A 19,347-nucleotide genomic window follows, 5' to 3' on the forward strand; every position below is an offset into this window, starting at 1 on the left:
GGCCGGGGTATTTCCAACGATGCATTTTTCGAACTGTACGAACCCGTCGCAGGTGTGTAATATGTTGGTAATTCCAACAAATCGCCAATGAAGCTGAATCGGAGCACCGTCATGTCCCTCACCCCCACCCCCGCCGACAAGTTCTCGTTCGGCCTGTGGACAATCGGCTATAACGGGGCTGACCCCTTCGGCGGGCCGACCCGCCCGCACCTGGACACCGTCGAGGCCGTCACCCGCCTCGCCGAACTCGGCGCATACGGCCTGACCTTCCACGACGACGACCTCTTCGCCTTCGGTTCCACGGATGCTGCCCGCCAGAAGGAGATCGACCGCCTCAAGCAGGTGCTCGCCGACACCGGCGTGATCGTGCCGATGGTCACCACCAACCTGTTCAGCGCCCCGGTCTTCAAAGACGGCGGCTTCACCTCCAACGACCGCGCCGTGCGCCGGTTCGCCCTGCGCAAGGTGCTGCGCAACCTCGACCTCGCCGCCGAGCTCGGCGCCAAGACGTTTGTGATGTGGGGTGGCCGCGAGGGCGCGGAATACGACGCCGCCAAGGACATCCGTTCGGCACTCGACCGCTACCGCGAGGCTGTCAACCTGCTCGGCGACTACGTCACCGACAAGGGCTACGACATCCGCTTCGCCATCGAGCCCAAGCCCAACGAACCCCGCGGCGACATCCTGCTGCCCACCGTCGGCCACGCCATGGCATTCATCACCACCCTCGAGCGCCCCGAACTGGTGGGCGTCAACCCCGAGGTCGGCCACGAGCAGATGGCCGGGCTGAACTTCACGGCCGGCATCGCCCAGGCGCTCTACCAGGGCAAGCTCTTCCACATCGACCTCAACGGCCAGCGCGGCATCAAGTACGACCAGGACCTGGTCTTCGGCCACGGCGACCTGCAGAACGCGTTCTCGCTCGTCGACCTGCTCGAAAACGGCGGACCGAACGGCGGCCCCTCCTACGACGGCCCGCGTCACTTCGACTACAAGCCGAGCCGCACCGAGGACATCACCGGCGTCTGGGAGTCCGCCGCGGCGAACATGCGCACCTACCTGCTGCTCAAGGAGCGCGCCGCGGCCTTCCGTGCCGACCCCGAGGTGCAGGAGCAGCTCGCGGCCAGCCGCGTGCCCGAACTGAGCGTGCCGACCCTGGCCGAGGGTGAGAGCTACGACGACTTCCTGGCCGACACGAGCGCGTACGAGGACTTCGCCCCGGAGGAGTACTTCGGCGGCAAGGGCTTCGGCTTCGTGAAGCTGCAGCAGCTGGCCCTCGAGCACCTGCTCGGCGCCCGCTAGCCCCTTCGCTTCACCCGCACCGTCTGCGGCGCACGACCAGCCCCGGCCAGGTCCTTCTGGCCGGGGTTTTGCGTGCTCGCGCCCGTGCCGCCGCGATTCGCGGGCAGCGCGCCGTTTCGCGCGTGGCGCGCCGGTTCGCGCGTGGCGCGCCACGGGCGCAGCGGCGCGTGACCCGCGCTTCTGCTGCGCCGCCGGATTGAGCGCGAGTTCAGCCCGGGTCAGGGGGTGTCGACGCCGATCTCGGGCGACGGTGCGATCCGGTCGAGTGCGGTCCAAACCTCGTCGGGGACATCGATCGTGGCGTGGGCGACGGCCTCGTCGAAGCGCGCGCGGGTGCGCACCCCCACGACTGTCGTGTCGACGAGCGGATGCCGCAGGCTGAATTGCAGGGCGAGGGCGGCGAGCGGGATCCCCGCTTCACCCGCGATGCGGGCGGCGGCGTCGACCGCGACCTGGGTCTCCGGTCGGATCGGGCCGTAGGCGTAGGTGCCGGCGAACCGGGGGTCGCCGGTGAGGATGCCCGCCCCGAACGGTGCGGCGTTCTCGATGATCATGGAGCGGTCGCGGGCAGCCTGGAACAGCCCGGTGGCCGATCGGTCCACCAGGGTGAACCGGTTGTGGTTGATAACGGCGTCGAAGATGTCGGTCTCGACGAATCGTTGCAGCATGGACACGGGTCCCCCGGAGATACCGATATACCGGGCCACGCCGCGATCGCGCATGGCCACCAGGGCGTCGACGGCGCCGCCTTTCTGCATCACGGCGTCGAAACCGACGTTTTCCGGGTCGTGCAGGAAGAGCACATCGATGGAGTCCAGGCCGAGTCGGTCGAGTGACTGACGCAGGGAAAGTTCCATCTGGGCGGCGGAGAAGTCGTTGCGCTCGACGTTCCGGTCGAGTTTGGTCTGTACGAGCAGACCGGTTCGCACCGTACCGGCCAGCGCGCGACCGATGACCTCCTCCGAATGCGAGTCACCGTAGATATTCGAGGTGTCGATGACGTTGGTGCCGAGCCGGCCGGCCGCGAAATCCGCGGCCAGGGTGTCGGTGGCGGCGTTCTCCGCCGCGGTCCTCGGTGACCAGCCGGAGGTGCCGAGCGTGAGTGGTGACATCGGGAGTGCCGGCGCGCCTGCGGGCCGGGGTTCGAGGGAGACCATGGTGTGAGGTTATTACGTCCTGCCCGGGTACGGCCAGCATCGGCTGCCACGGCGGCCCGGGTTAGTGCGGCCGACGGCGCCCGTATCCGCGCACTCGGCGCGCGCGGCGACGTCAGATGGCGGTGAGCCCGGGGTGGACGACGCGGTTGGGTTGCAGTTCGCTCTGGTCGAGGGTTGACGTCACCGCGGTCAGCAGCACCACCACTCGTTTGGATTCCCGGGTGGACAGCCCGGAGACGAGCAGGCTGAGGTCGGACTGGTGGTCGTGCAGGTTGTGGCTGACGGCCGTCGTGGCTTCCTCGGTGAGGTGCAGGAGCTTGCCGCGGCCGTCCTTGGGGTTGGCGGTACGGGTGAGGTAGCCCCGCACGATCAGGTGGGAGAGGATGACCGAGGTCGCACCGCTGGTCACGCCCAGGCTGCGGGACACGTCGATCGCGCGAGCGTCGAGGCCGAGGGTCGTCAGGCGGGCGATCACCTGCATCGCGCCGAGTTCATTGCCGCCGAGCCCGAGGCGGTCACGCAGTCGGGATTGGTAGAGAGCCTCGGCGTTCTGCAACAGGTAGAACGCGTCGACGACACCGTTCGGCGCGGCTGCCGGAAGGTTGCCGGCAAGTGGAGGAACGCTCGCGCTCATGGGGACCTTTCGAGTGGGTCCGCGAGCATCCGAATTGAACGGTGAACATCCGCAGGGTATTCATAGAAGCACACTGTGCTGCAATCCCCTATATACGGGGCGATACTGGCCCGGCCACCTGGCCCCGGAGTCGGGCCGCCCGCGAGCGCGGGCGGTCCGACTCGCGGCTGCTAGTTCGTGGCCCGGCGGCGACGGATGCCCACCACGGTGATCAGCGCGACGCCGATCAGGATGATCAGGCCGCCGACGAGGATCACCGGGGTGGCGTTGCTGCCGGTCTCCGCCAGTGCCTTCGCGGTGGAGCCAGTGCCGGCACCGGTGCCGCCGCCACCGGTCGAGCCGGCGGCGGGGGTGGGTGTCGCCGTGGCGGTCGAGGTGGCCGTGGGGGTCGGTGTGGGCGTGGCCGTGTTACTCGGCGTCGGCGTTGCCGTGTTGCTCGGCGTCGGGGTGGGCGTCGGTGTCGGCGTGGTGGTCGGCGTCGGCGTCGGCGTCGGTGTCGCCGTATTGGTCGGCGTGGGCGTCGGCGTGGCCGTGTTCGTCGGGGTCGGGGTGGGTGTCGGGGTCACGACGACGGCCCGAGCAGTGTCGACCGTGTACTCGGCTGTCGCGTTCGGTGCCGTGCCGTTGCCCGCGGAGACGGTGAAGGTCGACGAACCGGGCGTGGTCGGCGTGCCGGAGATGGTTCCGGTGTCCTCATTCAGGCTGAGCCCGGCGGGCAGCTCACCCGAGCTGATCAGGAAGGTCGGCGTGGGGGTGCCCGTCGCGGTGACGGTGTGCGAATAGGGCGTGCCGGCCGTGGCATCGGCGGGCGCATCCGACGTGATCGTGGGAGCGACAGTGCCGGACGGGGTGCCGGGGGCGGCGCAACCGGTGGGGGCGGTGATCGTGTTGGTGTCCAGGGTCACCGCGGCGGTGCGGGCGAGCAGCCGGCCGACGATGGTGGCGCTCGTGGTCGCGGTGATCGACGTCTGCGCCAGCACAGTGCCCTGGAAGGCTGCGCCGGTACCGATGGTGGCGGAACTGCCGACCTGCCAGAACACGTTGCACGCGCTCGCACCGCCGGTGATGATGATCCGGGTAGCAGAGCCGACGGTGAGGGTGGAGGCGGCTTGGAACACCCAGACCGAGTTGGCGCTGCCGGCGAGGGTGAGCTCGCCGTTGTTCGAGAGCGCAAGCGCCCCGCCGGTGTACACGCCGGGGGTCAGGGAGAGGCCGGAGAGTTCGCTGATGCCGGTCGTGGTGGGCGAGAGCGATGCGGCCACGTTGTAGGCGGTGGTGGTGTCGCGCTGCGCCTGCCGCGCGGCAGCATCCGTGGCGTGCACGCTGCCATTGACCAGTCCGTTGGGGGCGCCGGTGAATCCGGTGATCGCCGTTCCGGGTGAGATGCCCAGATCGCCGTTGACCACGGTGGGTCCGGTGTTGGTGACGGCGCTGGCACCGAGAACGCCATACGTCGCGGCGGTGCCGAGGTTGATCGGACCGGTCGGGATGACCGCGGCAGAGGCGGAGGACACCGCGCCGATCGTGAGAGCCGCGGCGAGGCCGACGCTGGCCACCACCGTGAACAATGGACGGGGACGGGAAGTGCTGGCCATGGTGGCGCCTGACTGCGAGCGAGAGGCACTGGTTCGAGCGTCGACTACGCCCGCGTATCCCCCGGTACGTCACCGTACCCCAGAAGGGGGGTCAAAAGCACGAACTAGTTCACAGATTAAACGACAACCGGGCGGTTTGCCAGCTTCCCGGTAGTCGACCGGTACCGAGCTTGTGCCGCCAGTTCGTCGGCTGGCACCTCATCCGGCGCAGCTCACAACGAATTGGCGTTCCCGCCAGCTGCTGTGGACACCGATTCGGAATAGGCTTTCCCTCTAGGCCGACGAGCCTTGAGAGGACCCCGCATGCCAGCTCTTCCGCACGCCGCTCCGGCCACTCTGCATGATGTGGCTCGGGAGGCCGGCGTTTCCCTCGCGACAGCATCCCGCTCGCTGAACGGCAGCGCCCGCAAGGTCAACGACGACTACCGGCAGCGGGTGCTGGCCGCGGCCGCCCGGCTCAATTACAGCCCGAACTTCTCCGCCCAGGCGATCGCGAAGGGATCCACTTCCACGGTCGCCCTGGTCGTGAGCGACATCGCCGACCCGTACTTCTCCTCGATCGCGGCCGGGGTCATCCGGGCCGCGGAGGCGGAGGGCCTCATCGTGACGATGGCTGTCACCGAGCGGAACCCCGAGCGGGAGCTCGAGCTGGTGCGGGCTCTGCGCGGCCAGCGACCCCGGGTGATGATCCTCACGGGTAGCCGCTCCGTCGACTCCGAGCACCAGGCAGCCCTGATCACCGAACTCACCGCCTTCACCGCCACCGGCGGCCGGGTCGTTCTGATCAGCCAGGAAGGCCTGCCGTTCAACACGGTGGTGGTCGACAACTATCTCGGCGCGCGTGCGCTGGCCAACGCTCTCGTCGCTCAGGGCTACCGCACCTTCGCCGCCCTCACCGGCGCCGAGACCCTGGTGACCTCCCGCGACCGGTTGGCGGGCTTCGCCGACGGGCTGGCCGAGCACGGCATCGCCATCCACCCCGACCGCGTCGTGCGGGGCGAGTTCACGCGCGATGGCGGCTTCGCCGCGGCCACCGAATTGCTGGCCACGGGGCTGGAGCAGGTGGACCTGGTCTTCGCGGTCAACGACGTGATGGCGATCGGAGCGATGTCGGCGTTGCGCGAGGCCGGAATCGATGTGCCGGGCGACATCGCGGTGGCCGGATTCGACGACATCGACACCGCCCGCGACGTGACCCCCGCACTGACCACTGTCAACATCCCGCTCACCGACGTGGGCCGTCAGGCCGTCGCGCTGGCACTCTCCGACACCGCCCGAACCGGCGACGAGGCCGTGCGGGTGGCCACCCGGGTCATCCTGCGCGCGAGCAGCCCCGCCCGCTAGCCCGGCGGGCACCTCAGAGCCGGGCCGACCGTGCGGCACGGCATCCGTTTCTGGTGGCACTGACCTCGCGAACCGAATATGTTTAGACCCAGAACATTTTAGATGTGTACCACCCTGGACAGAGACGGCGAGGATGCCGCCCTCACCGTGGGTGGTGGCATGACTCCTGCTCTTTTTCTGCTCGCCCCTGAACGGCCCCGGAATTCCGGGGCCGGCCGAAGGCCCGGGCGAAAATTGCAGGAGTTGCGCTCACCCACCGCTGCTTTTTGAGTTTGGAGTGCGTCATGACGCTGGTTGCCGGAGTCGACTCGTCGACACAGAGTTGCAAGATCGTGGTGCGGGATGCCGACACCGGGGCGCTCGTGCGCACCGGACGGGCCACCCACCCCGTCGGCACCGAGGTCGACCCCGCCGCCTGGTGGGATGCACTGCTGGTCGCCATCCAGGACGCCGGCGGCCTCGACGACGTCGCCGCGGTCTCGGTGGCCGCGCAGCAGCACGGCATGGTCGTCCTCGATGAGAACGGCGAGGTCATCCGCCCCGCCCTGCTCTGGAACGACACCCGCAGCGCGCAGGCGGCCCTCGACCTCATCACCGAGGTCGGCGCCGCCGAGTACGCCCGTCGCACCGGTGTGGTGCCGGTGGCGTCGTTCACTGTCACCAAGCTGCGCTGGCTGCGGGATGCCGAGCCCGTCAACGCGGCCAAGGTCGCCGCCGTGGCCCTGCCGCACGACTGGCTGAGCTGGCGCCTGCGCGGCTACGGCCCGGCCGGCGAGAGCGAGTTGGGCCCCGTGCTCACCGAGCTCACCACCGACCGGTCGGATGCCAGCGGCACCGGCTACTACTCGGCCGCCCTGGGCGAGTACGACCGTGAGCTGCTCGTGCTCGGCCTCGGCCACGACGCGGTGCTTCCCCGGGTGCTCGGCCCCGGCGATACCGCCGGTCACACCGTGGCCCTGCCCGGGGTGCCGGCCGGACTCGTCGTGGGTGTCGGCGCGGGCGACAACGCCGGCGCCGCGCTCGGCCTCGGTGCCGCCGCCGGCGACGTGATCGTGTCGATCGGTACCAGCGGCACGGTGTTCGCAGTGACCGCGCAGCCCAGCGAGGATGCCTCCGGCACTGTTGCCGGGTTCGCCGATGCCAGCGGGCTGCACCTGCCGCTGATCGCCACCCTCAACGCCGCCCGCATCCTGGACTCGATCGCGGGGCTGCTGGCCGTGGACCACACCGAGCTCGGCCGGCTGGCGCTCGAGGCCGAGCCCGGCTCAGGCGGCCTGGTGCTGCAGCCCTACTTCGAGGGCGAACGCACGCCCAACCTGCCCAACGCCACGGCTTCCCTCTTCGGCCTCACCTTGGGCTCGACCACCCGGCCGAACCTGGCCCGGGCCGCGATCGAGGGCCTGCTCTGCGGGCTCGCCGATGGCCTGGATGCCGTGCGCGGCCAGGGTGTCGTGGCCGAGCGCATCCTGCTGATCGGCGGTGCCGCGCAGAACCCGGCCGTGCAGCTGATCGCGGCGCAGGTCTTCGAAGCTCCGGTGGCCGTGCCCGTTCCGGGCGAGTACGTGGCCGACGGCGGGGCCGCGCAGGCGGCCTGGTCACTCACCGGCGCCCGCCCGGCCTGGTCGGTGGCCATCGCCACGCACCCCACGCCCGACTTCCACCCGGTGATCCGCGCCCAGTACGCCGCGCACCGCGCCTGACCCGACCCGCACCCCGCTCCCGGCCCACCGCGAGCTCGCGAGAGCGGAGTACGGGTCGCTTCCCGCGCCCCGAAGCAGCCCCACAACCGCATTCGCGGATGCCACATCTCGCGAGAGCGGAGTAGCGGCTGCGTCCCGCGCCCCGAAGCAACCACACAACCGCTCTCGCGGGAGGGGGCTGGCTGGCGGGGCGGGCGGGGGCGGGAGCTAGCTGGTCGGGATCCACACCCGCATGCCGCCCGGCGCCCGGTTGCCCCAGCGGTAGTACGGCACCGCGGTGACGACCACCGGCTCACCGCCGGTCGGCGCCCCCGCGCCGGATCGCACCGCCGGGTCCACCGTCAGGGCCGCACCCGCCGCAGCCGACCCGGCCAGTGCCGGGTAGAGCTCCCCCGAGCTCGCTGCGCGCCTGGCCCCGGTGATCCGCACCAGCGGCACCCCCAGCCCCTCGTCGACCGCGCCCAGTTCGGCTGCGACCGACGCATCGAGAACGAAGTCCTCGAGTACCAGCGACTCCGGCAGGTCGGCCTGTTCGAGCGCGTAGACCAGCGGCCCACGGGTCACCACCACGCAGCCGCGCACCGCATCCACCTGCGGGTGCGCCTGCCGCACGCGCACCGGCATCTCGAGCACCAGCTCGATCGAGCGGATGCCCGTGCCCGGCACCCGCAGGTAGCCGTCCCGCACCGGCGCTGCCACCGCCGCCCCGTTCACGGTGAGCCGGAACGACTCTGTCCAGCCGGGCACCCGCAGTGCCACCTCGCCGCCGGTGAAGGGCGCATCGAATTCGATGGCCACCCGACCGTCGACGGGGTAGGCGGTGCTGATGCGGGCAATCGTCGCCGCGCCACCGACGCCGCCGAGGTCGATCGTGCCGGTCTCGTAGAGGTGCAGGTGCAGGGAACCGTCGGCGGTCGACGCCGCGTAGTGCTGCAGCGACGACACCAGCCGGGCCAGGTTGGGCGGGCAGCAGGCGCAGTCGTACCAGCCCACCCGGCGGGCCGGAGCCTGCTCGTGCGCCCCGTCCCGAACCGTGCGCACCTGCAGCGGGTTGGAGTAGAAGAACGCGGTGCCGTCGCTTGTGGTCGATCCGGCGACGGCGTTGTAGAGCGCGCGTTCGATCTCGTCGGCGAACCGGCCATCGCCGGTGATCAGCAGCATCCGCCAGTTGAACTGCACGCTGGAGATCGCGGCGCAGGTCTCGGAGTAGGCGCGGTCCGGCGGCAGTTCGAACGGGTCGCCGAAGGCCTCATCCCGGTGCCGGGAGCCGAGGCCGCCGGTGATGTACATCTTGCTTCCGTGCACATCGGCCCAGATGCGCTCGAGGGCGCCGAGCAGTTCGGGGTCGCCGTTCTCCGCATAGGCGTCGGCCACACCGGCGGCCAGGTAGAGCTGCCGCACCGAGTGCCCGGTGGCGCCCGGCACGCTCCGCACCGGTTCGTGGTCCTGGAAGTAGCCGTAGCCGAACCGGTCCTCCCCTACGCTGCGGTGCCCGCGCAGGTCGATGAACCGCTGGGCCAGGTCGAGCCAGCGCCGCTCGCCGGTCACCCGGTACACCTCAACCAGGGCGGTTTCGATTTCCGGATGCCCGCAGACAGCGTCCACGCCGTCCACGCCGAAACGCTGCTCGACCAGGGCGGCGAACCGCAGCCCCACCTCGAGCAGGTCGGTGCGGGCCCGGGTGCGGGCCCATGCCACCCCGGCCTGCAGCAGGTGGCCGAGGCAGTACAGCTCGTGGCCCCACCGCAGGTCGGCGAACTGCTCGTCGGGTTTGGCCACCTGGAAGAAGGAGTCCAGGTAGCCGTCGTCCTGCTGGGCGGCCTGCAGCAAGACCACCGTCTCGTCGACGAAGCCGGCGAAGGCATCCGCCCCGCCGCCTTGTCGCCCGGCCTCCCAGCCGAGAGCCTCGAGCACCTTGTAGACGTCGGAATCGGCGAAGACGAAGCCGCGGAAGGTTCCGGTCTCGAGGCCGGCAGCGATACGCAGGTTGGCGAGCGCCCCGGATGCCTCGAGCTGCTGAACGCAGTGCGCCAGGGTCGCGTCCCGGTTCACCCGCTGCCAGCTGGCGAGTTGGCCGGAACCGGTGAACGTGACAGCGTCCAGGGGAAGCGGGCGAAGCGCACTGCGCGCCCCGGCTCGCGGGCTGACGGGTCCGTTGATGGGCATCGGTACTCCTGTGACTAGGTGGGAAAAATCGGGTGACGGGGCGTCTACTCCCAGCTCACCTGCGGCCAGCCGTTCTCCCAGTGAAGCGGGATGAGGCCGAGTTGGAACGCGCCGTCCAGGCCGGCGTCGTAGTAGTGGAAGGCGAGCGTGCCGCCGGAGACGGACTGGCCACCCGGGCCGACCCGGTCGCCGGCGCTCTCCAGTAACGGCGTGCCGCCGTCGTCGAGCAGGGCGGCGCCGTTCGCGTCGAGGTAGGGCCCGGTCACGGAGTCGGACCGTCCGACGGCGATGTTGTAGGTGCTGTCGGTGCCCCGGCAGCAGAAGTCCCGGGAGAAGAACAGGTAGAAGTAGTCGTCGTGGGCGAGCAGGTAGGGCGCCTCGAGGGCGTTCGTGGCCAGGTCCCGGTCGGCGATCAGTGTCGGTTCGGCGGCGTCGGAGCGCAGCCCGCTCGGCCACTCCAGTTGCACCAGCTGTAACCCGGAGGAGAACGAGCCGAAGCTCAGCCACGGCGTGCCGTCGGCATCCTCGACCACACCGGGGTCGATCGCGTTGTAGTCGGTGCCCGCCGAGCCGATCACCTGGCCGCGGTCGACCCACTCATAGTCGGCCGCATCCGGGTCGAGGGTGCTGTTGGTCGCCAGGGCGATCACCGAGGTGTTCGTGCCGAACAGCGACGCCGAGTAGTAGAGATACCAGGTGCCGTCGTGCTGGTACAGCTCTGGCGCCCAGAGGTTGTCCACACCCGGCACGGCGGCCACCAGCCAGTCCGGCTTCTGCTGCCAGACCTCGCCGACGTACTCCCAGTCCAGCCCGTCGGTCGACCGGCGGATCTGGATGTTGCCGTCCGCGATCTGCCCGTTGCCGGTGGAGTACACGAACGACGCCGCCTCGTTCGACCCAGCCACGTAGGCCGGGTCGTGGGTGGCGATGTCGCCGGTGAGCTCGCGGGCCCCCTGCTCGGCCGAGCAACCAGTCAGCCCGAACAGGAGCACCGCGGCCAGGGTCAGAACGAACAGGCCCGCGAGCGTGCCCGCTTGACCCGGTCGTCCTAGCCGAGCGCGAGCGCCGACCATGACACGGGCGGAAGCGTGACCGTGAGCGTGCCGTCGGCAAGCGATGCGCCGGCGAGGTCCTTCAGGCCCACCCGGTTCTGGTCGGCCAGCGTGTTCTTCGCGTACGGGTCGGCGTCGTGCAGCGTCACGGCTTCGGTGATGGCGGATGCGCCCAGCCCGGACACGTCGATCGACACCTCGATCGACTCGGTCTGGCTGCGGTTCACCAGGAACACCGCGCTCGTGCCGGTTTCGGCATCCACGGTCGCCACCGAGTCCACTAGCGGCGCGGCGCCATACAGCGCCGTCTCGTAGGTGCCCACGTCGATGCGCGGCGTCAGCACCTCGCCGCGAGCGAGCCGGGAGGTGACCGAGAACGGGAAGAACGTGGTCTGGCGCCAGGAGTCTCCGCCGGGTTCGGTCATGATCGGGGCGATCACGTTCACCAGCTGGGCCAGCGACGCCGAGCCCACCCGGTCGTGGTTCTGCAGCAGGGTGATCAGCAGGTTGCCGAGCACGACGGCGTCGGCCACCGAGTAGACATCCTCGAGCTGGCGCGGTGCGAAGCGCCACTCGTCGTTCACTTCCTCGGAGTCGCGGTGCTCGTCGAGGTACCAGATGTTCCACTCGTCGAAGGAGAGCTGGATGGTCTTCTTGCTGCGCAGCTTGTGCTTCACGTGGTCGGCCGTGGCCACCACGGTCTCGATGAAGTACTTCATCTCCAGCGACGAGGCCAGGTAGGAGTCCAGGTCACCGTTCCGCTCCTGGTAGTAGGCGTGGCAGGAGATGTAGTCGACGGAGTCGTAGCTGTGCTCGAGCACGACGCGCTCCCACTCACCGAAGGTGGGCATGGCCGATCCCGACGAGCCGCAGACCACGAGCTCGAGCGACGGGTCGGCGGTCTTCATCGCCGAAGCGGTGCGAGCGGCGATCTTGCCGTAGTCGTCGCTGGACATGTGGCCGACCTGCCACGGGCCGTCCATCTCGTTGCCGAGGCACCACATGCGGATGTCGTACGGTTCGGCCTTGCCGTTCCGCACCCGCTCGTCGGCCAGGGCGGTGCCGGCCTCGCCGTTGGCATACTCGAGCAGGTCGAGGGCGGATTCGATGCCGCGGGTGCCGAGGTTGACGGCCATCATCAGTTCCGAGCCGGTCAGTTCGCACCAGCGGCCGAACTCCTCAAGGCCCACCTGGTTGCTCTCCAGCGAGTGCCAGGCCAGGTCGCGTCGCACCGGGCGCCGGTCGCGCGGGCCCACACCGTCTTCCCACTTGTAGCCGGAGACGAAGTTGCCGCCGGGGTAGCGGATGGTGGTGGAACCCAGTTCCTTCACCAGCTCGACCACGTCGAGGCGGAAACCGTCCTCATTGGCGGTGGGGTGGTCGGGTTCGTAGATCCCGTCGTAGACGCAGCGGCCGAGGTGCTCCACGAAGGAGCCGAAGATGCGCCGGTTGATGGTGGCGACCACATTGGTGCGGTCGATGCTGATTCGTGCGGTGGCCATGGTGGTCCTGTCCTATCTGTAACGCGTGAGAATTTGTGCGGGTGACGAGTGGATCGGGTGGGAGGGAAGAGGGTGGCGGCTCAGGCCGTCGATGTGCGCGCCGATGGCGCCAGTGCCAACGCGCCGTCTTCATTGCGCACGGCGCCATGCGCGGGGTGCGTGGCGTCGAGGGCGGCAAGGCGGTGGTCGATGAGCCAGCCGGCCAGGAACAGCGGGGCGGACGCCCCGATCAGCGGGATCAGCACGCCGAACTGGAACAGGGCGAGGGTGAGTGCGCCGAGGCCCAGGATCAGCGACAGGCTCAGCACTGGCGACACGAACGGCAGCACGAAGGCGTACCGCCAGATCGCCCGGGCGGAATCCCGGTAGCGGGTGCAGATCGTGATCGCCGAGAACGCCGCGAGCAGGGTGCCGATCGAGGCGACCACGAGCAGGACGAGCAGGACGGCGCTCACCGGGCTGCCGGCAACGGCTGTGGTCTGGAATGCGACCAGGTCGAGGAAGATCAGCACGGCGGCGGCCTGGAACGGGATCGCCACCACGGCTAGGTGCCAGAACTGGGCGCGGTAGGCGGTGGAGAAGTCCCGCACCAGCCGGTCGCTGGGTTGGCCTGCCCGCAGCCGGCCGAGCAGGATCGCCGCGGCCGTCGCCGCCGGGAACACCCCGAAGACGACCAGTCCCGCGATGGTGCCGGCGATGAAGAGCAGGTTGATCACCACCAGGGCGATCGCGAACCGCAGCCAGTGCATCACCTTGCCGGCCCAGCCGATGGCGTAGTCATCCATCTCAGGCTCCTCTCGTGCCGAACCAGGCCACCCCGTCGGCGGCGAGGCCGCTGAAGGAGAGGGCGGGGCGGGCGTTGGCCCAGTCCCAGCTGGTGAAGACCACGGCGTCGAGCTCCGTACCGGATGCGGCGTTAGCGGATGCGCCGGTGGCAGCCACACCTCCGTCGACCACCAGCCGCACGGTCACGGGCTCGCCGTCGAAGAGCCGGGCGGCGTCATCCGCCGGGTCGGAGACGACGAGCACGGCCGGGGCCAGCGCCACAGTGCCGGCGACGGAGTCCACCAGGGCGGAGGATTCCTGCGCCAGGCGAACGACGCTCCACGGTCCGGCCAGACTCACCGGCGCGTCGAGCCGTTCGAGCTCGGCCCCGGCGAAGGGCTGCGGCGAGACCACGGGCCAGCCGTTCTCGGTGAAGAAGGTGCGCCGCAGCTGTACGACATGCTGGTGCGGGTCGTCGGCGAAGCGCACGTGATGCACCATGAAGTACTCGTGGGCCCGGTAGCCGTCCCCCGTCGTCTCAGCGGCGCCGGGCAGGCCGGCTTCGACCAGGATCGAGTTGTGCCCGGGGGCGAGCCAGCCGGTGTCGCTGCCGAACCGGTGGCTGCCGAGCACCTTGGTGCCGATCCGGGCCGGTTCGCCGTACAGGTCGGTCATCGAGTGGCCGAGCAGGTCGGTGTACGGCCCGCTGATCTCGTCGGCGACGGCCACGCGCACGTTGTAGCTGTCGAAGAGCGAGTCGTAGGACGAGAACAGCACGTACCGGTCTTCTTCGCGGCGGTAGACGATATAGGCGCCCTCGATCGCCCGGTCCACCGAGGCGGGCCGGCGGGCGATCAGGCTGCCGAGGTCGCCCGGCGTCTCTGGCCGACCGGTGGACGCGTCCAGCGGCAGCGTGTAGATGCCGGAGAAGAACGAGCCGTAGGTCAGCCACGGGGTGCCGGAACGGTCGAGCGTGACGGCCGCGTCGATCGCATTCTGGCTGTCGACCCCGGCCCGGGTGCCCACGACGATGCCGCGGTCCTCCCACGGGCCGGCCAGCCGGGTGGCCACGGCCAGGCCGATGGCGGAGGTGTTCGAACCGAAGGTGGAGGCCGAGTAGTACATGTGCCAGCGCACGTCGTCAGCGGAGTCGGTGCCGGCGGGCGACGGCCAGCGCACGACCTCCGGCGCCCAGAGCCCGGGCGCCCGGCTCCAGTCCAGCGCGGGGCCGGGCACGCCGTCGAGGGCGGTGCCCACGAAGCTCCAGTGCACGAGGTCGTCGGAGCGGCGCACGTGCACGCCGGCGGGTACCGCATCGGCGCCGGCGGCGGCATCCGTGGAGAACATGTACCAGCTGCCGTCGGTGTCGCGCACGACGGTGGGGTCATGGGCATTGCGGGTGCCCCAGGAGGCGGGATCGCCGGCGGGCGCGGGGGCGAGGCTGCGCAGGGCCTGGTCGGGCCGGGCGTCGTTGATCAGTGACATGGCTAGCCCTTCCCGCCGGTGAGGGCGACGGATTCGATGATCTGGCGCTGGAAGACGATGAACACGATCAACACGGGCAGCAGCGCGATGAACGACGCCGCCATGATCAGCGGGTAGTCGGTCTGGCTGGCGTACTGGGCGTTGAAGCTGGCGATCACCAGCTGCAGGGTCTGCTTCTCCGGCGTGTTCAGGTAGATGATCGGGGCCAGGTAGTCGTTCCACACGGCCATGAACCAGAGGATGAACTGGGCGGCCATGGCCGGGCGGATGGCTGGAAAGATCAGCCGCCAGAAGATCTGCAGGTAGGAGGCGCCGTCGAGTTTGGCGGCCTCGATGATCGAGTCCGGCACGTTCTCGAGGTACTGCTTGAGGAAGAAGATCATGATGATGTTGCCGAACAGGCCGGGCACGATCAGCGGCAGCAGGGTGTCGACCCAGCCGATCTCGGCGAAGACCATGAACTGGGGAATCATGATGGTGGGGAACGGGATCATCAGGCCGGCCAGCAGCATGAGGAAGGCGGCGTTCTTGAACGGCATCCGCATCTTGGCGAAGGCGAACGCGGCGACCGAGGAGGTGAGCGAGCCGACCACGGTGACGGTGGCGGCCACGATCAGGCTGTTCCGGATGCCGCTGAGCAGGGGGCCTGCCGACCAGACGCGCAGGTAGTTCTCCCACACCACCGGGTCGGGGATCCACTGCGGCGGCAGGGCGAAGATCGCGTCGTGGGTCTTGAGCGAGGTGGAGAAGGTCCAGAGCAGCGGGCCGAGCATCACGATCGCGCCGAGGGAGAGGATCACGGTGACGAGCACGTTGCCGAGCTTGTACCGCGAGGTGCGGGAGAGCGCGGAGGGCGTGCTGCTGCTGCTGCGGCCGGAGCGCACCGGGGTGCGGCCGGGGAGCCCGGCCTGCGGGTCGAGCAGCGGTGCGGCGGCGGCGGGGCCGGGCAGGGAGGTCGAAGTACTCATGGTGGCCTACTCAGTCGATCGAGAACTGGTTGCGGCGGTTGAGCCGGAATTGGATGACGGTGATCACGAAGATGATCAGCCCGAGCACGATCGACATGGCCGATGCGTACCCCATGTGCAGGTTGTTGAAGGCCTGGCGCCAGATGTACCAGACGATGGACGCCGAGCTGAACTCCGGTCCGCCGAGCGGGGTCATGATGTTGATCTCGATGAAGATCTGCGACCCACCGATGATGCTGGTCACGACGAGGAAGAAGGTGACCGGGCGCACCATCGGCATGGTGATGTTGCGGAACTGCTGCCAGGTGCCGGCGCCGTCCAGCGAGGCCGCCTCGTAGAGGTAGCGGGGCACCGATTGCAGCGCGGCCAGGTACAGCAGCATCGAGTAGCCGAGCCCCTTCCAGGTGGCCATGATGATCAGGGCGGGCTTGACGGTGTCTTTGTCGGCCAGCCAGTTCGGGCCCTGGATGCCGAAGATATCCAGCACTTGGTTGACCAGGCCGAAGTCGCCGTTGTATGCCCACTGCCAGAGGATGGCGATGGCGGCGATCGAGGAGATCACCGGCACGTAGTAGACCGTGCGGAAGAACGTGGTGCCGCGCATCTTGCGGTTGAGGCCCAGGGCCAGGGCCATCGAGAGCACGAGGCCGATCGGGATGCCGATCATCATGAACAGGGTGTTCCACATGGCCTTGAGGAAGTACGGGTCGTTCCACATCTTGATGTAGTTGTCGAGCCCGTTGAACTTGGGTGCGGCCAGGCCGTTCCAGCTCGTGAACGAGGCGTAGACGGAGTAGAGCAGCGGGTAGAGCGTGAAGAGCAGGAAGCCGATCAGGGGGATCGCGATGAACAGCAGGGCGACCTGGTGTTCCCGCCGGTGCAGGCGGGAGCGGCGCGGTTTGGTGCGAAGAACTTCAGTGGACATCAGCGATCTTCCTTGACTTGATTCCAGTGGGCCTGTGGCCGGCAGGGCCGGCCGGGGGCGGATGCCGCGACCGCGGGTAGAGAACACAGGTCGCGGCATCCAGTGCGGGTGTTAGCCGATACCGGCCTGGGCGTTGGCGTCGTCGAGGAAGGCCTGCATCTTGGGCTGCGCCTCCTTGAGGTAATCGGCGGCGGTCTGCGTGCCGTCGAGCACGGGCTGGATGTTGGTGAACAGCTCGTCGTACCACTCGGCGTTGTAGGTGTTGTTCGCCGGCAGCGCCCGACCGGAGTCGTTGACGATGTCGAGGAACTCCTGCTTGTTCGCCGGCTGGGTGGTCGAGTCGGCGACCCAGGTGTCGGCGGTGTCCTTGAGGTTCGGGATCTGCACACCGGCGTCGACCAGGGTCTGCTGGGCGGTCGGGTCGGCGGAGAGGTACTCGACGAGCTTTTCGGACAGCTCCGGGTACTCGGTGGTGCTGCCGACGGCGATGCCTAGGGTTCCGACCCAGGTGGCGGACTCACCGGTCTTGCCGGCCGGGTAGGGGATCAGGTCGTAGTCGAAGTCGAGGTCGGCATACGTGGAGACGTCCCACGGGCCCACCGGGAAGAAGGCGATCTGGCCGCTCATCCAGCGCTGGTAGGTGTCGAGGGTCTGCGCCTGGGCGGTGGAGGGGGTGATGCCTTCCACGTTGGACAGGTCGGCGAACCACTGCAGCGCCTCAGCGAACTCCGGGGTGTCGACGGTGACCTTGGTGCGGTCCTTGTTGAGGAAGTCCGCGCCGTTCGACCAGGCGAAGGACTGCAGGCTCCACTGCACGTTGAGGCCGGTGCCCCACTGGTCGAGCTCGCCGTCGCCGTTCAAGTCGACGGTGAGCTGCTTGGAGATGTCGACGAACTGGTCGAGGGTCAGGGGCACGTCGGGGTCGGGCAGCGGGATGCCGGCGGCCTCGAACATGGTCTTGTTGTAGCCGAACGAGAACGGGCCGACGTCCTTGGGCAGCGCGTAGATGGCGCCCTGGCCGACGAGGCTGCCGTCGAAGCGGTAGCTGTCGACGCCGTAGTCCCAGATGTTGTCGAGGTCGAGGGTGTCAGAACCCTCGACGTATTCGGTGATGTCCAGGATGATGCCGTTGTTCACGTAGGCCTGCACGTCGCCGGGGCCGATGTAGAACACATCGGGAATCTGCTTGCCGGCGATGGCGGCCTTGAGCTTGGTGGAATAGTCGTCGGCCGTGGTGACGATGATTTTGACCTTGACGTCGTTGGCTTCTTCGAAGGCCTTGATGGCCGTCGTGTACGCAGCCTTCTCGTCTTCGCCGCCGCGGAACATGAATGTGAGCTGCTTCTCACCGGTGTCTGCTGCTCCTGCCGAGCATCCGCTGAGCAAGAGGCCGGTCGTAGCGATCATTGCTACGGAAGCGGCGATAAGACGTGACTTCATCATCACGTAGTCCTTCCCGATTGGCTGTGCTGTGAGTGTGGATGCCACGGCCCTCGGGTCGGACATCCGCGTCCTGAAGTTTTTACAACGTTGTAACTGTAAAGCGGGCGGCTGCAGCGGCGCAAGAGCCGGAGCAAAGAAAATTCCAACGTTGTAACAATGTTACCGTTCCGTTATTCACCGCCTGACGGAGCACCGAGCGCCTCGCAAATGCGAAAACCCGGGCCGACCGGCACCTGGCCCGCGCGCCGGCAGCTGGCCTGCCGGGTCACAGCGCCGATGACTCGCGGTCGATCACGGTGAAGTCGGCCAAGTAGACCTCGGGCACCGGCGGCGTCACACCCTCCTCGATGCGCTGCACCAGCAGCCGCACGGCGGTGTCGGCGATCTCGTCCCGGCCGGGATCGATGGTCGAAAGGGTGGGCAGCGAGTACTTGGTCTCGTCGAGAGCGTCGAAGCCGATGAACATCACGTCCTCCGGCACCCGCAGGCCTGCCACCTGGGCTACCCGCATCGCGCCGAGGGCGAGGGCGTCGTTGAGCCCGAAGACGGCGTCGAAGGTCACGCCGGAGTCGATCATCGCGCGCATCGCCTCGGCGCCGTCCCGCCGGTGCCAGAGGCCCACGTTGCCCACCAGGGCCGGGTCGAACGGGATGCCGGCCTCGGAGAGGGCCTCACGGTAGCCCTGCAGCCGGAGTACCGCGGAGCCGATCACCTCACCCTCGTGGGCGCCGATCACGGCGATGCGCCGTCGGCCCCGGCTGATCAGGTGCAGGGTGGCTGCCTTCGCCGCCTCGACGTTGTGCATGGTGACATGGTCGACCGGGCTGCCGAAGACCCGCTCGCCGAGCAGCACCATCGGGTAGCCCACATTGAGCAGCGCCGCATCCGCCGAGCTCATGCCCAGCGGGCTGAAGATGAGCCCGTCGGTGAGCTGCAGGCGCGGACTCGAGAGCATGGCGATCTCGCGATCGCGGTCGCCGCCACCGGTCTGTTCGAGCAGCACAACCAGGTGTCGGCGTTCGGCGGCCTGGATGATGGCATCCGCGAGTTCCCCGAAATAGCTCAGGCTCAGTTCAGGCAGCGCCAGACCGATCACGCCGGTGCGACCCGAGCGCAGGCTGCGCGCCGAGATATTGGGCTTGTAGCCGAGCTGGTCGATGGACGCCTGCACGCGCTCACGGGTGGACGCCTTGATGTGCGGGAACTCGTGCACCACGTTGGAGACGGTCTTGATCGACACACCCGCATGCGCCGCCACATCGCGCAATGTTGCTGCCATCTCGCCGCTCCCGGTGGGTTCTGATTCGGG

At 68.9% G+C, this 19,347-nt stretch carries 15 protein-coding genes; 3 read left to right on the top strand and 12 right to left on the bottom strand.

The genetic code is table 11. The annotated features are described in order from the left end of the window. The first annotated feature begins 111 nt into the window (after nt 1-111). The gene (gene xylA, locus CTB96_RS09450; protein ID WP_110126737.1) at nt 112-1,302 is read left to right on the top strand and encodes a xylose isomerase; all 1,191 of its coding nucleotides are present in this window, start codon (nt 112-114) and stop codon (nt 1,300-1,302) included. Nucleotides 1,303-1,520: 218 nt separating this feature from the next. On the opposite strand, the gene CTB96_RS09455 is transcribed toward xylA, so the two are convergent. From CTB96_RS09455 to CTB96_RS09465, 3 genes are all read right to left on the bottom strand, one after another. After that, nucleotides 1,521-2,459 carry an aldo/keto reductase gene (locus CTB96_RS09455; protein WP_110126684.1) on the bottom strand — a complete coding sequence of 313 codons (939 nt, stop codon included), beginning with the start codon at nt 2,457-2,459 and terminating at the stop codon, nt 1,521-1,523. Nucleotides 2,460-2,571: 112 nt separating this feature from the next. Next, on the bottom strand, nt 2,572-3,093 hold the full coding sequence (locus tag CTB96_RS09460; protein WP_110126685.1) for a MarR family winged helix-turn-helix transcriptional regulator: 522 nt from the start codon (nt 3,091-3,093) through the stop codon (nt 2,572-2,574). A 170-nt stretch (nt 3,094-3,263) separates the two neighbouring features. After that, nucleotides 3,264-4,688 carry an ice-binding family protein gene (locus tag CTB96_RS09465; protein ID WP_110126686.1) on the bottom strand — a complete coding sequence of 475 codons (1,425 nt, stop codon included), beginning with the start codon at nt 4,686-4,688 and terminating at the stop codon, nt 3,264-3,266. Between the two features lie 303 nt (nt 4,689-4,991). Here CTB96_RS09465 and CTB96_RS09470 point away from each other — a divergent pair, with 303 nt between their 5' ends. Together CTB96_RS09470 and xylB are read left to right on the top strand one after the other, a co-directional pair. Next, on the top strand, nt 4,992-6,032 hold the full coding sequence (locus tag CTB96_RS09470) for a LacI family DNA-binding transcriptional regulator (RefSeq protein ID WP_110126687.1): 1,041 nt from the start codon (nt 4,992-4,994) through the stop codon (nt 6,030-6,032). A 284-nt stretch (nt 6,033-6,316) separates the two neighbouring features. Next, a complete protein-coding gene (xylB, locus tag CTB96_RS09475) occupies nt 6,317-7,732 on the top strand; it encodes a xylulokinase (protein ID WP_110126688.1) in 1,416 nt (471 codons plus the stop codon). 207 nt (nt 7,733-7,939) lie between these two features. On the opposite strand, the gene CTB96_RS09480 is transcribed toward xylB, so the two are convergent. From CTB96_RS09480 to CTB96_RS09520, 9 genes are all read right to left on the bottom strand, one after another. Continuing rightward, entirely contained in the window at nt 7,940-9,898 is a 1,959-nt protein-coding gene (locus CTB96_RS09480) for a glycoside hydrolase family 127 protein (RefSeq protein WP_110126689.1), read from the bottom strand. 44 nt (nt 9,899-9,942) lie between these two features. Beyond that, the gene (locus tag CTB96_RS09485; RefSeq protein ID WP_110126690.1) at nt 9,943-10,971 is read right to left on the bottom strand and encodes an arabinan endo-1,5-alpha-L-arabinosidase; all 1,029 of its coding nucleotides are present in this window, start codon (nt 10,969-10,971) and stop codon (nt 9,943-9,945) included. Then, complete coding sequence (gene arfA / locus CTB96_RS09490) at nt 10,947-12,452, bottom strand: arabinosylfuranosidase ArfA (protein WP_110126691.1); 1,506 nt, start codon at nt 12,450-12,452, stop codon at nt 10,947-10,949. Before arfA ends, CTB96_RS09485 begins: the two co-directional genes overlap by 25 nt. An 80-nt stretch (nt 12,453-12,532) precedes the next feature. Beyond that, the gene (locus CTB96_RS09495; protein ID WP_110126692.1) at nt 12,533-13,237 is read right to left on the bottom strand and encodes a YesL family protein; all 705 of its coding nucleotides are present in this window, start codon (nt 13,235-13,237) and stop codon (nt 12,533-12,535) included. A 1-nt stretch (nt 13,238) separates the two neighbouring features. Beyond that, complete coding sequence (locus CTB96_RS09500; protein WP_110126693.1) at nt 13,239-14,702, bottom strand: arabinan endo-1,5-alpha-L-arabinosidase; 1,464 nt, start codon at nt 14,700-14,702, stop codon at nt 13,239-13,241. A gap of 2 nt (nt 14,703-14,704) precedes the next feature. Next, nucleotides 14,705-15,670: a carbohydrate ABC transporter permease gene (locus tag CTB96_RS09505; RefSeq protein WP_110126694.1), complete on the bottom strand. Its 966-nt coding sequence runs from the start codon at nt 15,668-15,670 to the stop codon at nt 14,705-14,707. A gap of 10 nt (nt 15,671-15,680) precedes the next feature. Further along, a complete protein-coding gene (locus tag CTB96_RS09510) occupies nt 15,681-16,595 on the bottom strand; it encodes a carbohydrate ABC transporter permease (protein ID WP_110126695.1) in 915 nt (304 codons plus the stop codon). 111 nt (nt 16,596-16,706) lie between these two features. After that, a complete protein-coding gene (locus CTB96_RS09515) occupies nt 16,707-18,038 on the bottom strand; it encodes an ABC transporter substrate-binding protein (RefSeq protein ID WP_110126696.1) in 1,332 nt (443 codons plus the stop codon). 265 nt (nt 18,039-18,303) lie between these two features. Further along, nucleotides 18,304-19,317, bottom strand: a complete 1,014-nt coding sequence (locus CTB96_RS09520; protein WP_110126738.1) for a LacI family DNA-binding transcriptional regulator — start codon at nt 19,315-19,317, stop codon at nt 18,304-18,306. Nucleotides 19,318-19,347 lie beyond the last annotated feature (30 nt).

This window comes from Cryobacterium arcticum (genome assembly GCF_003185895.1).
GTDB classification, from domain to species: Bacteria; Actinomycetota; Actinomycetes; order Actinomycetales; family Microbacteriaceae; genus Cryobacterium; species Cryobacterium arcticum.